Here is a 13,459-nt window from a genome sequence, read left to right as displayed (position 1 = left end):
CGCGGTCGAGAACGGCCCGGCCACGGACAGGCGCAGTGATTCGCTCTAGGCCGCCGTCAGTCGCGTGATGACGGCTTCATGCTGCGGGAACTTGCCCAGCAGTTCGGCCCGGGTGACGAGGATCATGTCCTCCATCTCCCAGCCCGGCGCCACCACCTCGCTGACGAGGCCGTATTCGCCGGCCGGCAGCTCGGCCGCCTTCCAGACGCCACCGGCAACGGCGAGGCAAGGCACCTGCCCGGCCTTGAGATCCGGCCCGAGCACCACGACTTCGTAGCGCCCGTCGGGGTGGATCAGGTGATAGGTCAGCGGCGCGCCGAAATGATGATACTGGATGCCGTCCGAATGCTTGGTGTGGAAGTGATCGACCGGCGAGTCGTCGGTGAGCATGTAGTAGATGCTGGTCATCGTGCCACGCGGCCCGCGCGGCGTCTCCAGCCGCTGCCGATGCGTCGGCCGGAAGGTTTCGCGGAAGTAGCCGCCCTCGAAGTGCCCGCCCAGCTGCAGCGCGGCAATGACCCCGGCCTTGCTCAGGGCGCTCATTGGCCGATCCGCGCCTTCATCGCCACGATCCGGGCGTAGCTCTCCTTGATGCGCGCCAGAAACGCCGGATCACGCTCCGCTTCCGCCACCAGAATGGTGCGCATTTCGCTGGCCAGCGACGTCCGGTTCTTGACCGTATTGGAATAGAGCAGCACGTCCATGCCGGCGTTCACCGCCCGGATGGCGGTCTCCCTGGGGTCGAAGTGTTCGCGGATCGCCGCCATTTCCAGATCGTCGCTGATCACCACGCCCTTGAAACCGAGCTGCTGGCGCAGCACGCCGGTGATCCACTCGGGCGACAGGCTGGACGGCAGCTTGACCGTGCCGCTGCCGGCATAGTCCTTGTGGTAGAGATGCCCGACCATCACGAAGTCCTGGTATCCCTGCTCGAACAGCAGCCGATAGGGCTCCAGTTCCTTGGGTTGCCAGCTGCGCGAGATGTCGACAAAGCCTTCGTGGCTGTCCGCCGTGCTTGAGCCGTGACCCGGAAAGTGCTTGAGCGCGGTGAGCAGCCCCGCATCCTCGTGCGCCGCAATGAACTGCTCGGCATAGACCGACACCGTATTGGCGCCCTCGCCATAGGAGCGGCCATACTTGGCAATGATCTGGTTCTTTTTGTTCAGGTTGAGGTCGACCACCGGCCCGAAATTGACGGTGAACCCCTGCTCGGCAATGCCCGCCGCCATGCGATTGTAGATCCGCCGGGCCGCCGAGGGCGATCCCTTGGCGACGTTGGCCGCGCTCGGTGTCTCGGCAAAGCCGACGCTTTCGGTCAGCCGCTCGACCACGCCGCCCTCCTGGTCGAGCGTGATGAACGGCGGCAGGTCGGGTGACGCCTCCCGGAACGCCGTGTTCATCGCCCGCACCGCCTTGAGGCTGGCGACATTGGTCTTGAGATACATCACGCCGCCCAGCAGACCCTGGGCGATTTCGTCGCGTGCCGCCTTCACGCCCTTGTCGTCGACACTGTCGCCGGCAAAGCCCACGACAATCATCTGCCCGGCCATCTGCTCGAGGCTTTGCGCGACCGCGGGAGTGGCGACGACAAGCCAGCCGGCCAGCAGAGCCGGGACGAGAGAGACTAGGCGAAAGGGGGTCAAGAGCACGCTCCGCAAATCAGTTGCGGCGAACCCTGCCCGCCCAATGCGGCAAAAACAATGTGTTTCAGGCAATCATGGGCTGGGCCCGGGCGCCATGCTCGGCAAACCAGTTCATCATCTCGTCGGCGGTGCGCGGCCGGCTGAAATAGTAGCCCTGACCGATCTGGCAGCCCATCATCTTGAGCATCCAGGCCTGGTCGGCGGTTTCGATGCCTTCGGCCACCACGACCTTGTCGAGCGTTTCCGACAGCGTCATCACGGCGCGGATGATGGCGCCGGCCTCGGCGTCCGCCGGCAGGCTTTTGACAAAGCTCTGGTCGATCTTGATCTTGTCCAGCGGCAGCCGCCCCAGATAGCTGAGCGACGAATAGCCGGTGCCGAAGTCGTCGAGGGCGATCCCCACGCCCATGTCGCGCAGTTCCTGCAGCGTATCGATGATGCTCTGCGACTTGGAGACGAACATCCCCTCGGTGATCTCGAGGTCGAGGCGCTCCGCCGGCAGCTTTGACACCGCCAGCGCCGCGCGCACATCGCTCAGCACGTCGCTCATCTCGAACTGGATCGGCGACACATTGACCGCGACCTTGATCGCCTCCGGCCAGCGCGCCACTTCCTTGCAGGCCTCGACCATCACCCAGCGCCCGATCTCGATGATCAGCCCGGTTTCTTCCGCCACCGGGATAAAGCGGGCCGGCGACACGATCCCGAGGTCCGGATGCGTCCAGCGCACCAGCGCCTCGACGCCCACAAGGCGCTCGCTTTCGAGCCCCACCTGCGGCTGGAACGTCAGTGACAGCTGGCGGTTCTCGATGGCCTCGCGCAGGGCCACGTCCATGTCCTGTTTTTCCTTGAGCCGGTCATCCATCTCCTGCTCGAACAGCGCCACGCCGCCGCCGTGGATACCCTTGGCGACCGACAGCGCCATGTCGGCATGGCTGAGCAGGATATCCGGATCAAAGCCCGACAGCCCCGAATGGGTGGCGCCGGCACTCGCGGCAATCAGCGCCTGGTGACCGCCCGAGAGGCTATAGGGCGCCACCACCCTGTCGATGATCTCGGTGCAATAGGCGTTCAGTTCGTCGGCTGACATCCGCCGGAACAGCAGCATGGCAAAGCTGTCGCCGCCCACCCGCGCCACCGCGTCGGCACTGCAGGCGTGCAACCGGCTGGCCACCTGCTTGAGCACCATGTCGCCAAAGCTGTGGCCCAGCGTTTCGTTCACCGTCTTGAAGCGCGACAGATCGATGAGGATCATGGTGACGCCCGATTCACGCCCGCGCTGGGTGGCGCAATGGCCGTGCACCAGTTCGACCAGTTCGAGACGCGACAAGGCTCCGGTCAGCGGGTCGTGGCTGGCCAGGAAGCGCAGCCGCTCTTCCGAGCGCCGGCGATCGGAAATGTCACGAAACGTCAGGCAGGCGACGCGCTGCGCCGCGGCGCGCTTGCTCTTGCTGACCACTTCGGAGCGCGTGATCGTGTATTCGAGAACCCGCGTTTCGTCGTTCTTGCCCGGCAGCAGGAGCTCGGCGGGTTCCGGCAGCGCCGCCGCGGAGTCGCCGAGCAGCAGGTCGCGCACCGCGGCACTGACACGTTGCGGCAGCACCTCCTCCGCGCGGCGCCCCAGCAACCCTGCCCCGAGGACTTCCTCCGCCAGCCGGCTGGCAGCAACAATGCCGCCATCGGCGTCAACCACCACCACGCCATCGAAATTGTCGGCAATCACCCGGTCGAGAATGCCCTGCGTGGCGTCGCGCTGCCGCGACGCTTCTGCATGGGCAAGCCGCCGCAAGACGACCTCGATCATCATCGCATTGACGATAAAGGCCGCCTGCGCCGCATGGATCGCCGCCGTATCGAGCAGCAGCCCGTAGCGCACCTGCATCAGCAGCGCAGCGACCTCGGCCAGTGCCGCCAGCAGCAGCCCGCCGGCAATGACGAACGGCAACGGCAGACGCCGCCCCATCATCAGCGCAAACAGCCCCATGGCGGTGATCAACAGCGCTACCGGGGTCCAGCCGACCGAGCCGATGAGACGGCCCTGCAGAAGGGTCTCGGCAGCCAGGATCTGCACCAGCGGCCCGGGAATGACGCCATGTAACGGCACCACGAACGTATCGCGCAGTTCCAGCGCCGAGGCACCGACCACCACGGACTTGCCGGCAACCGTGGCAGGATCGAACGTACCGTCGAGAATTGTCGCGATGGAGACCCGCGGCACCGCTTCAGCATGGATGGAATAGTCAATGAGAAAGCTGCGATCGGGCGGACCGCGAACATCGGTCAGGGCCGCCGCCAGAGACGTGTAGACCTCCGTCCCGAGCGTCATTGCGAATGGATAGGTCCGCACCAGCCCGCCTGTACCGACCGGCACATTGACTGTGACCGCATCGGCATACTGGGCAAAACGCGGCAGTGGCAGATTGAAATACTCGATGCCGTCGTCCACGCCCATCTGGCGGAGGGCAGCCAGTTGCACATAGCCACCGGCCCGGTCCAGCGCATCCTCCAGCAGCTTGTCCTCGGCCTCGGTCGAGGCCGCGCTGAAGTCGACGTCGAACGCCACATTGCTCGCCCCGGCATCCATCAGGCTGTCGACCACCCGGGCATGAAGGCTGCGCGGCCAGGGCCACACCCCTACTGCTGCGAGACTGCGCGAGTCGATGTCGACAAAAACGATGCTTTCGGAGGGCTCCCGCACCGCCGCTGAAAACCTCATGTCGCGCAGCGTGTCATCGATCGGGCGGAACAAACCAAGGAGCCCGGCCGCGAGGACCAGGCTCAAGATGATCAGGGTGCTGCCGATCCGCCACTTGTTGTTCAAGGTACCGCCAATGCTAGATCGGGCGAGTTTGGAGCAACGAAGTTACCAATCCGTGGTCAGAGCAGGCCGCCGAGGACTCCCGCGGCCGCGCCGACCGTACCGTTGACGACACCGGATGCACCGCTTGCAGCAGCACTGGCCGCGCTGCTGGCAGCATTTCCGACCCCTGACACGACATTGCCGGCCGCGTTTCCGACGCCGTTGACGGCGTTCCCGGCCGACGCAACCACATTGCCCGCATTGCCCACACTGCCAGGCGCCATGCGGGTCACCTTGCCGACCGCGGCAGCCAGCGGCTGGCCGTTCTTGTCATAGACCGTCGGCATCTTGCCGCGACCCGACATTTCCATGGATTTGCCGGACTCCATGCTGGCAGCCTGTCCGGCGCTGACCATCACCGACTGGCCACTGACCTGGTCGCTGACCGCGACCTTGCCGCGCAGCACCTTCACCGATCCACCGGTCTTGCCATAGGTGACGACAAACCGCGTGCCCTTGACCACCGCAGCCAGCATCGGCGTCGTCACCTCGAAATGCTCGACATTCTGGACATTGGCTTCAATGCTGACAGTGCCGAAGGCCTGCTTGACCGTGGTGTACCGCCGGTCGGCCTTGTCGAAGATCTGGATCTGGGTATCGGGGCCCAGGTCGATGGTTTCGCCATCACGCTTGAACTGCACTTTGCCGCTCGGCAGCGTGCGCACCACGCGGCTGTCACTGACGATGTCGCCGCGCCGCAACACCACCCATTCGCCATCCACCAGTTGCCCGGCAAGGCCGCGCAGCTTGGTGACGACCCAGTCGTCGGCAAAGGCCACGCCCGGCATGGATGCAATGGCCAGCATGATGCTGGCCACGATCGCAATGAGATATTTCTTCATGGTGTAACCGCAAGCCCCGTACTCTGATCGGACCAGACTATCCGGCAGACTTAAACGGAGGCTTAAGCGGGAGCCCTAACGGGGGGTTTCCGGGCTCTCGAAAAAGCCCGGAAAATCTTATGCTTAGCGGTTCATCCGGTTCTCGACGATGTTGTCGACGACCGACGGATCGGCCAGCGTCGAGGTATCGCCGAGCGCCCCGTAGTCGTTCTCGGCGACCTTGCGCAGGATGCGGCGCATGATCTTGCCCGATCGGGTCTTGGGCAGTCCCGGGGTGAACTGGATCAGGTCGGGCGTGGCGATCGGCCCGATCTCCTTGCGCACCCAGGCCTTGAGTTCCTTGCCCAGGTCCTCGTTCCCGGCCTCGCCGGCCATCAGCGTGACATAGCAATAGATGCCCTGCCCCTTGATGGCGTGCGGATAGCCCACCACCGCCGCCTCGGACACCTTGGGATGAGCCACCAGAGCGCTCTCGACCTCGGCTGTCCCCAGCCGGTGGCCGGACACGTTGAGCACGTCGTCGACGCGCCCGGTGATCCAGTAATAGCCATCCTCGTCGCGGCGACAGCCGTCACCGGTGAAGTAATAGCCCTTGTAGGTCTCGAAATAGGTCGAGACGAAGCGCCCGTGATCGCCCCAGATGGTGCGGGCCTGCCCCGGCCAGCTGTCCTTGATCGCCAGCACGCCTTCAGCCTTGGTCTGCTCCTGCAGCTTGCCCTCGGGGGACAGCACGATCGGCTGCACGCCATAGAACGGCACGGTCGCCGACCCCGGCTTGGTCGGAATGCCACCCGGGAACGGCGCGATCATGTGACCGCCGGTTTCGGTCTGCCACCAGGCATCTACGACGCCGCAACGGCCCTTGCCCACCTTGTTGCTGTACCACATCCAGGCCTCAGGATTGATCGGCTCGCCCACAGTTCCGAGCAGCCGCAGGCTGGGCATATCGTGCTTGTCGACATGCTGGTCGCCTGCCCCCATCAGCGAGCGGATCGCCGTCGGCGCGGTATGGAAGATGTTGACCTTGTGCCGCTCCACCACCTGCCAGAACCGGCTTGGGTCGGGCCATGTCGGCACGCCCTCGAAGATCAGTGTCGTCGCCCGGTTGGCCAGCGGCCCGTAGACGATGTAGCTGTGCCCGGTGATCCAGCCGACATCGGCCGTGCACCAGAACACCTCCCCGGGCTTGTAGTCGAAGCTCAGTTCCTGGGTCAGCGCCGCATAGGTCAGGTAGCCGCCCTGGGTGTGCAGGACGCCCTTCGGCTTGCCGGTGGACCCCGAGGTATAGAGGATAAAGAGCGGGTCTTCGGCGTTCATCGGCTCGGGGTCGTTGAAGGGCTCGACCCCCGCAGCAGCCTCGTGCCACCACACGTCGCGACTGCCCTTCATGGCCACGTCGGCGCCGGTATTGTGCACCACCAGCACCTTCTGCACGCCCGGGCAGTCTTCCAGTGCCTTGTCCACATTGGCCTTGAGCGCCACGGTCTTGCCGCCGCGCCGGCCTTCGTCCGCCGTGATCACCACCGCCGAGTCGCAGTCATTGATGCGGCCGGCCAGCGAGTCCGGCGAGAAACCGCCGAACACCACCGAGTGCACCGCGCCGATACGGGCACAGGCGAGCATGGCGTAGGCGGCCTGCGGAATCATCGGCAGGTAGATGGTCACGCGATCGCCCTTGCGAACGCCCAGCGATTTCAGCACGTTGGCGCAGCGGCAGACTTTTTCGTGCAGCGTGCGGTAGCTGATCAGTTCGGCCTTGTCGGCCGGATTGTCGGGCTCCCAGATGATAGCGATGTCGTCGCCATGCTCGGCCAGATGCCGGTCGATGCAATTGGCAGCAACATTGAGCACGCCGTCTTCGAACCACTTGATCGAGACATCGGGGTATTCGAACGTCGTGTTCTTGACCTTGGTCGGCGCCTTGATCCAGTCGAGCCGCTTGGCCTGCTCGCCCCAGAAGCCGTCCGGGTCAGAGACCGAGCGCTGATAGTGTGCGGCGTATTGTTCCGCCGAGGTCAAAGTCCGTGCCTTCGCAGCCGCGCTCGGCTCGAACACCAAAGTCTCAGTCATGAAGTCCTCCCGTGGGCACGATCCCGAGCGGGCACCTGCCGGCTCTGGGGCAGGATCGTACGCCGACCGCCCGCGCCAGGTTCCGCCCTTTTCAGAACCAGGTCGGCGCGAGCGTCATTTGATAATCCTAGCCAGAGGCGGCACGGGAAACAAGGCAACCAATGTCGCAGTGGTCTGCTTTGCCAGCAATAATCGGAGTTGGCGGCTCAGACGCCCTTGGCCCGGCGCGCCGCCAGCAGTTCGGCAATGCGCGGCATCAGCGACACGTCCAGTCCGGCACGCTTGAGCGCCGTGAACCACAGCGCCGCCGACCATACCGTCTGCGCCAGCACGGCGGCCAGCGCCGCGCCCAGGAGGCCCAGCGGCGGCACCAGCAGCAGATTGGCCAGCACCAGCACGACCATGCCCAGTGCGATCGCCGGCAGCACGTCATGCGGCCGGTCGTTCATCGACAGCACGACCGAAGTCGGCCCGAAAAAGGCCCGCACCATCAGCGTCAGGCATAGCACCGCCATCGGCAGCGCGCCCGGCAGGAAGCTTGGCCCGAACAGCATCAGCGCCAGCGGACCCAGCGCCGCCACCAGTACAAACAGCGCCACGGCAATGCCGGCAGCCGCCAGATTGGCCTCGCCGATCTTGCGCAGGAGGCCCTCCCGGTCATTGGCCAGGTCGAACATGTCGGGCAGCACCACCGAGTAGACCGCCGCCACCCCGAAGGCGACCAGCGAGAACACCCGCGTGCAGACGCCGAACACGGCCAGCGTCTCGCGATCCATCAGGTTGGCGAGGAGGATCAGGTCGATGTCGAAGAACAGGTCCGTCGCCAGCGCGATGATCACCCATGGCAGCGCGAAACGCCACCAGCGCCGCACCTCTGCCGGGCGTAACGCATCGGTTACCGGTACGCCGCGCGCCACGCGCCAGAGATACCAGAATTGAGCCAGTGCGATGAACACGAAGCCGCCCGCCAGCACCCACACGAATTCGTCGAACGGCACCACGTCGCCGATCGCCAGCGTGGTCGAGATCGCCAGCGCCAGGATCATCAGCATGGGCCGGAAGACCGTGTCGGCAAAGAACCCCGCGAACGGGCGTTTCAGGCCGACCAGCAGCGCCGAGTTGCAGTAGACCAGGGCGGTTGCGAGGATCATCAGGACCATCGGCGCCCAGTGCGTCTGCACGATCTGGCCGGGCGCCCCCAGCAGTCCAGCCAGGGGATAGCCCACCAGCACCAGCAGAAGCGTCATCGCCGCCACATGGCCATAGGCCCGCTTCATGAAGCCGCGCAGGTGCCGGCCATCGCCGGCCGCCCGGTATTCCGCCGCAAAAAACGTGCCGGTGGTTTCAAACCCCAGCGGCATCATCACCGCGACAATGTTGGCCGTGGCGATCAGCAGCAGGTAGTCGCCCAGCACTTCGGCGCCCCAGAACCGGGCAATGCCCGCCTGCGCCAGAAACACCACGCCGGCCCCGGCCAGGCGGGTGCCGAAGATGATGTTGGACTGCGAGAACAGTTTGAGAAGCAGGCGTTTCAAGACGGGTCGCTCCCGGTCTTCTGGCCGCGCTCGCGCAACTTGGCCTTGAGCTTCTGCAGCAGTTCACGCGCCCCGAAGGCCGCTTCGCCCAGCAGGAACGGTAACCGGTAGGCTGCGAAATTGGCGGTTGGCGGCACCGGCGTGATCCGCCCCGCATCGCCGACCATGCCCTTCTTGAACTGGTGCAGTCCCTGGAAACCGTCTGTGCCGCCCAGGTCGTACCAGCGCGCCCGGCTGTTCTCGCGCAGCCAGCCGATGATGTGCCAGTGTAGGTAGTAACCAGCGCGCAATGGGAGCGCCCGGTCCTGCGTGGCGCCGTAGAGATAGACCGCCCGGTCCCCGGCCTTGAAGATGATGGCTCCGGCAATCACCTCGCCCCCCTCCGACACGAGAAACAGTTCGGGCCGCAGCGTGTCGTCCGGCATCGCCATCAGGGCCGGTACGGTCTGGTGATAGGCCGAGCGATCCTCGAAGCCCTTGCGGTCCACCATGCGACTATAGAGCGCCTCGAATTCCGGCAGCCGCTCGGGGACGGCCCGCTCGAAGCTCAGTCCGGCCTTCTCGGCCTTGTTGAGCTGGCGTCGCCAGGTCTGTCCGAGACTCTTGCGCTGCGCCTCTTCAGGCAGGTCGAGGCGTACGATGTAGCGATCGTTCCACGCCATCTGCGCACCGCGATGAAACCCGCGTGCCAGCAAATGCTCGAATTCGGCGTTGCCTTCGCCCAGCGATGGCAGTGGCAGCAACGACAGCATCATTCGCCGCTTCTGCGCATATTCAGCGACGAGAGCATCGACCATCAGGCCATAGCGCCCGATCGCGTCGCCATCGACCGACTTGAGAAACGGTCCCCACTTGGCAATGGCAATCTTCGCAACGCCCAGCGGCAGCCGCTGGATCATCACCAGGCACCCGCCGATGAGCTTGCCGCCGCTCGATATCAGTACCGGCTCGAGATCGACATGCGGCCAGCGGGCCAGGGCAAAGGTAAAAAGCTGCTCCTGCGAGACGTCGTCGAACGTTCCGACCACAGCCTCCCAGCGCGTCCCGGATACCTGCTCGAGTGTCGCCTGCGAACGGACCGAAACCGGCCCGCTACCAGCAATTTCCAAGCTTTCGGCAATACTCGACATGAGGCTTCCCCGGCCTTTGTGTTGCCAGGGGACGCTACAGGCCCAAGGTGAGCAAATTGCTAGCCGGAGAGGGCAAATGCCCCAAAAGTTCGGGCTTGGTTACCCAATGCCTAGTGCGCCGGCCCCACGGGCATCGGGCCACCGCCGATGAGGGGGATATACGGCAGCGTGTGGTCGAACACCTGGTTGGCGCCCTCGTAGAACATCTTGACGGCCACATAGAGAATGATCACGAGGCCGAGCCACGCGATCCAGCGATGCTTGGTGAGCAGCCGGGCGATGAACGTCGCGGCAACGCCCATCAGCACCACCGAGAGCCCCAGTCCGAAGATCAGGGCTTCGAAGTGATGCTGTGCAGCACCAGCGACGGCCAGCACGTTGTCAAGCGACATCGAGACGTCGGCAATGATGATGTTGATCACCGCCGACCGCAGCGTCTTGCGCGGTCCCTTGGCAATCGTGCCATCGGCGTTCAGGTCCCTGTCCGCCAGGGCTTCGTTGGCCGCCTGCTCCTCGTCATGCGACACCGAGAGCTCGCGGTACATCTTCCAGCACACCCAGAGCAGCAGCAGGCCGCCGGCAATCAGCAGACCGCCGCCCAGCGACAGCAATTGCGTGGTGATGAGGGCAAAGCCGATACGCAGGACGGTCGCCGCGGCGATGCCGATCAGGATGGCTTTCTGCCGCAATTCCTTGGGCAGCCCCGCCGCTGCCAGTCCGATGACCACCGCATTGTCGCCGGCCAGCACCAGATCGATGAGGATGACCTGCACGAAGGCCGAAATCGCGGCGGGGTCGAGGCCGAACATGCGTGAAGTCTCCGCGCGGAAGGATGGATGGGTCGCGTAGCGGGTTATGTAGTTGGATCACCCACGTCTGTGAAGCCCACCGACGGGGAAGAAGTTCCATTTGTTGGGAAATTGGTGGGTGCGCACGGACTCGAACCGTGGACCCGCTGATTAAGAGTCAGCTGCTCTACCATCTGAGCTACGCACCCGGTCCGGGCGGGGAGATACAAAGAGTTTGCCCCCCTGTCCAGCACTAATCGGCCCCGCGGCGAACTTTACCCCGTGCCGGTGCCCCGGAGGTACCGCCTGGCGCAGCGTTGCGCGGCTCTGTCGCGCCCGCTGCCCAAGGTTTTCTTTGACGCGTGACCCGCCTTTGCGCGACAAGCGCTCGCAGGTTGCCCGTTGCTCGGCCGCCTGAACAGACATCGCCCCGGCAGGTCGCCGTGGGCCCAAAGATCACGAGACCGGGCACGACCGCCCTTCCCCATCCTTGGGATTCGGTCGCCTGCCCGCGATAGCCAGCCGCCGGAGTCCTTGCGATGGAGTATGCACAGATGGTCACCTTCTCGACCGAGTGGATTGTCGACAACGCCTTGTCGGTGCTGACGGCGTTCATCGTCCTGATCGGCGGGTGGTATCTGGCCAACTTCCTGTCGCGCTACGTCCGCGCTGTGCTCCCCAATACCAAGCGCATCGACGACACCATCGCGCCGCTGATCTCGGAGCTGGTGCGCTACGCCGTGATCACCGTCACGGTGGTGGTCGTGCTGGGACAGTTCGGCGTACAGACCGCCTCGATTCTTGCCGTGCTCGGCGCCATCGGCCTCGCGGTCGCCCTCGCCCTGCAGGGAACCCTCTCCAACATCGCCGCCGGCGTGATGATCATCTGGCTGCGCCCGTTCAATGTCGGTGAATATATCGCCGGCGACAACATCGCCGGCACCATCGTCGAGATCCAGCTCTTCACCACCCGCATACGGACCTATGACGGCATTTTCGTCTTCGTGCCCAATTCCCTGCTCTGGAACTCCAAGATCACCAACTACACGCGCGAACCGCGCCGCATGGTCGAAACCAAGGTGGGCATCGCCTACGACGCAGATTTGGCCGCTGCGCGCACGGCACTGCTCGGCATTACCAAGGACGAGCGTGTGCTTGAGGATCCGGCGCCATTCGTCTTCGTCGCCAGCCTGGGCGCCAGCTCGGTGGATCTGGTGCTGCGCTCCTGGGTCAAGTCATCGGACTGGTGGCAGACCAATGTCGATTTCAACGAGCGCGCCAAGCTGGCGCTCGACGCCGCGGGGGTCGAAATCCCCTACAACAAGCTCGATGTGCAGATTCGCAGCGCCGTGGCGCCTGCAGGCGTGCCCGACAAGACCTAGTCCGGTCGGGCTCGCGTCAAATCAGGCGTGGCCGTCGAGGCCGAGGAAAGCCTCGGCCCCCCAGATCGCCTCGACCTGGCGGTTCTTGCCGCAGCCGGCGCGGTAGCGGGCATAATGCTCGGCACGCGTCAGGCCGTTATTGAGCAGTTCCGTGCCCTGCCAGAAATCCTGGTGATATTCCTCGGCAGGGTAGAACGTCGTCGCTTCGACGATATCGGTCGCGACCGGCTTGCCCAGTTCCTCGGCAACCATGGCCTTTTCGGCTTCCGCGACCTTCATCTCGGCCTCGCTGCCGACATAGACGGCAGTGGTATAGCTCTCGCCGTAGTCGCAGAACTGGCCGCGCGCCTCGATCGGATCGATCATGTGGAAGAACGTGTCGACAAGCTTTTCGTAGCTGGTGACGCTGGGGTCATAGACCACCTTCACGGCTTCGCGGTGACCGGTCGTTTCCGTGATCACCTGCTCGTAGGTCGGGTTGTCGACGTGGCCGCCAATATAGCCCGACGTGGTCGAAATAACGCCCGGCGCATGGTCGAAATCGCTTTCGATCGACCAGAAGCAACCACCGGCAAAAATCGCCGTGGCAGTCTCGGCGGCCTGGGCACTGCAGGTGACCATGGCGCCCGCGAGGGCAACCGCAACGGCCAGCTTGTTCTTCTTCATTGGTAGTCTCCCGATCGGATGTGCACTGCCTAGATTGCATTGCCATGGTTCACACGCCAGACAAAGAAGCGTGCGCAGATCGGGCCGCTCCCTAGACGGGCTTGACCATCTGCACGCAGTCGCTGGCAATGCCGGTGAGTTCGTCCGCGTCCCAGGTCTCCTCCCGCCAGCCGGCCTTTTGGTAGAACCCGACCGCCTCGGGCGCCGCATTGACGCGCAGATGCGCAACACCGAGTTCCCGTGCCCGTTCGCCAATCATGGCGTCCAGCAGCAGCCCGTAGCCCTGCCGCTGATGCGCAGGCTCGACGGCCACCAGCCGCACCACCCCGATATCCCCCTCCACATCGAGCCGCACCACGCCGATCGGGCAGCCGTCGAGCACCAGGACATGCGGATAATGCCCCTCGGCCCGGTCGTCCGGATGGTCGGCGTCATAGGTCACATCGCTGTGGCGACCCTCGAACAGCACGCGGCGGCGGATATCGTGCATGGCGGCCCAATCCTCGTCGGTCTGGACCACGCGCAATTCGAGTGACATTTGAG

11 protein-coding genes and 1 tRNA gene are annotated in these 13,459 nt (G+C 64.7%); 1 reads left to right on the top strand and 11 read right to left on the bottom strand.

The window, feature by feature from the left end; genetic code table 11:
* Window positions 1-45: 45 nt before the first annotated feature.
* From AC0L4C_RS12880 to AC0L4C_RS12840, 9 genes are all read right to left on the bottom strand, one after another.
* Window positions 46-543 carry a cupin domain-containing protein gene (locus AC0L4C_RS12880; RefSeq protein WP_473400033.1) on the bottom strand — a complete coding sequence of 166 codons (498 nt, stop codon included), beginning with the start codon at window positions 541-543 and terminating at the stop codon, window positions 46-48.
* Entirely contained in the window at window positions 540-1,643 is a 1,104-nt protein-coding gene (locus AC0L4C_RS12875; RefSeq protein WP_473400032.1) for a glycoside hydrolase family 3 N-terminal domain-containing protein, read from the bottom strand. Before AC0L4C_RS12875 ends, AC0L4C_RS12880 begins: the two co-directional genes overlap by 4 nt.
* 64 nt (window positions 1,644-1,707) lie before the next feature.
* The gene (locus AC0L4C_RS12870; protein ID WP_473400031.1) at window positions 1,708-4,464 is read right to left on the bottom strand and encodes an EAL domain-containing protein; all 2,757 of its coding nucleotides are present in this window, start codon (window positions 4,462-4,464) and stop codon (window positions 1,708-1,710) included.
* 56 nt (window positions 4,465-4,520) lie between these two features.
* A complete protein-coding gene (locus tag AC0L4C_RS12865; RefSeq protein WP_473400030.1) occupies window positions 4,521-5,345 on the bottom strand; it encodes a FecR domain-containing protein in 825 nt (274 codons plus the stop codon).
* A gap of 123 nt (window positions 5,346-5,468) precedes the next feature.
* The gene (gene acs / locus AC0L4C_RS12860; RefSeq protein WP_473400029.1) at window positions 5,469-7,415 is read right to left on the bottom strand and encodes an acetate--CoA ligase; all 1,947 of its coding nucleotides are present in this window, start codon (window positions 7,413-7,415) and stop codon (window positions 5,469-5,471) included.
* Window positions 7,416-7,621: 206 nt separating this feature from the next.
* Entirely contained in the window at window positions 7,622-8,950 is a 1,329-nt protein-coding gene (locus AC0L4C_RS12855) for a lipopolysaccharide biosynthesis protein (RefSeq protein ID WP_473400028.1), read from the bottom strand.
* Window positions 8,947-10,080, bottom strand: a complete 1,134-nt coding sequence (locus AC0L4C_RS12850) for a lipid II:glycine glycyltransferase FemX (protein WP_473400027.1) — start codon at window positions 10,078-10,080, stop codon at window positions 8,947-8,949. The genes AC0L4C_RS12855 and AC0L4C_RS12850 overlap by 4 nt, the downstream gene beginning before the upstream one ends.
* Before the next feature lie 110 nt (window positions 10,081-10,190).
* Window positions 10,191-10,889: a TerC family protein gene (locus tag AC0L4C_RS12845; protein WP_473400026.1), complete on the bottom strand. Its 699-nt coding sequence runs from the start codon at window positions 10,887-10,889 to the stop codon at window positions 10,191-10,193.
* Between the two features lie 112 nt (window positions 10,890-11,001).
* A tRNA-Lys gene (locus AC0L4C_RS12840) sits at window positions 11,002-11,077 on the bottom strand.
* A 330-nt stretch (window positions 11,078-11,407) separates the two neighbouring features.
* On the opposite strand from AC0L4C_RS12840, the gene AC0L4C_RS12835 reads away from it, so the two are divergent.
* On the top strand, window positions 11,408-12,250 hold the full coding sequence (locus AC0L4C_RS12835) for a mechanosensitive ion channel family protein (RefSeq protein WP_473400025.1): 843 nt from the start codon (window positions 11,408-11,410) through the stop codon (window positions 12,248-12,250).
* 21 nt (window positions 12,251-12,271) lie between these two features.
* On the opposite strand, the gene msrA is transcribed toward AC0L4C_RS12835, so the two are convergent.
* Window positions 12,272-12,916, bottom strand: coding sequence for a peptide-methionine (S)-S-oxide reductase MsrA (gene msrA, locus AC0L4C_RS12830; RefSeq protein ID WP_473400023.1), 645 nt, complete (start codon window positions 12,914-12,916; stop codon window positions 12,272-12,274).
* A gap of 91 nt (window positions 12,917-13,007) precedes the next feature.
* Window positions 13,008-13,454 carry a GNAT family N-acetyltransferase gene (locus AC0L4C_RS12825; protein WP_473400022.1) on the bottom strand — a complete coding sequence of 149 codons (447 nt, stop codon included), beginning with the start codon at window positions 13,452-13,454 and terminating at the stop codon, window positions 13,008-13,010.
* Window positions 13,455-13,459 lie beyond the last annotated feature (5 nt).

The sequence above is a fragment of the Devosia sp. J20-27 genome (assembly GCF_055808595.1).
Note: the sequence above shows the minus strand (reverse complement) of the source record. Positions and strands in the feature narration are given on the sequence as shown.

Excerpts from the sequence above, each read along its gene's own strand:
- AC0L4C_RS12880 (WP_473400033.1), bottom strand. The coding sequence starts at position 543 with ATGAGCGCCCTGAGCAAGGCCGGGGTCATTGCCGCGCTGCAGCTGGGC.
- AC0L4C_RS12865 (WP_473400030.1), bottom strand. The coding sequence starts at position 5,345 with ATGAAGAAATATCTCATTGCGATCGTGGCCAGCATCATGCTGGCCATT.
- acs (WP_473400029.1), bottom strand. The coding sequence starts at position 7,415 with ATGACTGAGACTTTGGTGTTCGAGCCGAGCGCGGCTGCGAAGGCACGG.
- AC0L4C_RS12850 (WP_473400027.1), bottom strand. The coding sequence starts at position 10,080 with ATGTCGAGTATTGCCGAAAGCTTGGAAATTGCTGGTAGCGGGCCGGTT.
- AC0L4C_RS12845 (WP_473400026.1), bottom strand. The coding sequence starts at position 10,889 with ATGTTCGGCCTCGACCCCGCCGCGATTTCGGCCTTCGTGCAGGTCATC.
- AC0L4C_RS12835 (WP_473400025.1), top strand. The coding sequence starts at position 11,408 with ATGGAGTATGCACAGATGGTCACCTTCTCGACCGAGTGGATTGTCGAC.
- msrA (WP_473400023.1), bottom strand. The coding sequence starts at position 12,916 with ATGAAGAAGAACAAGCTGGCCGTTGCGGTTGCCCTCGCGGGCGCCATG.
- AC0L4C_RS12825 (WP_473400022.1), bottom strand. The coding sequence starts at position 13,454 with ATGTCACTCGAATTGCGCGTGGTCCAGACCGACGAGGATTGGGCCGCC.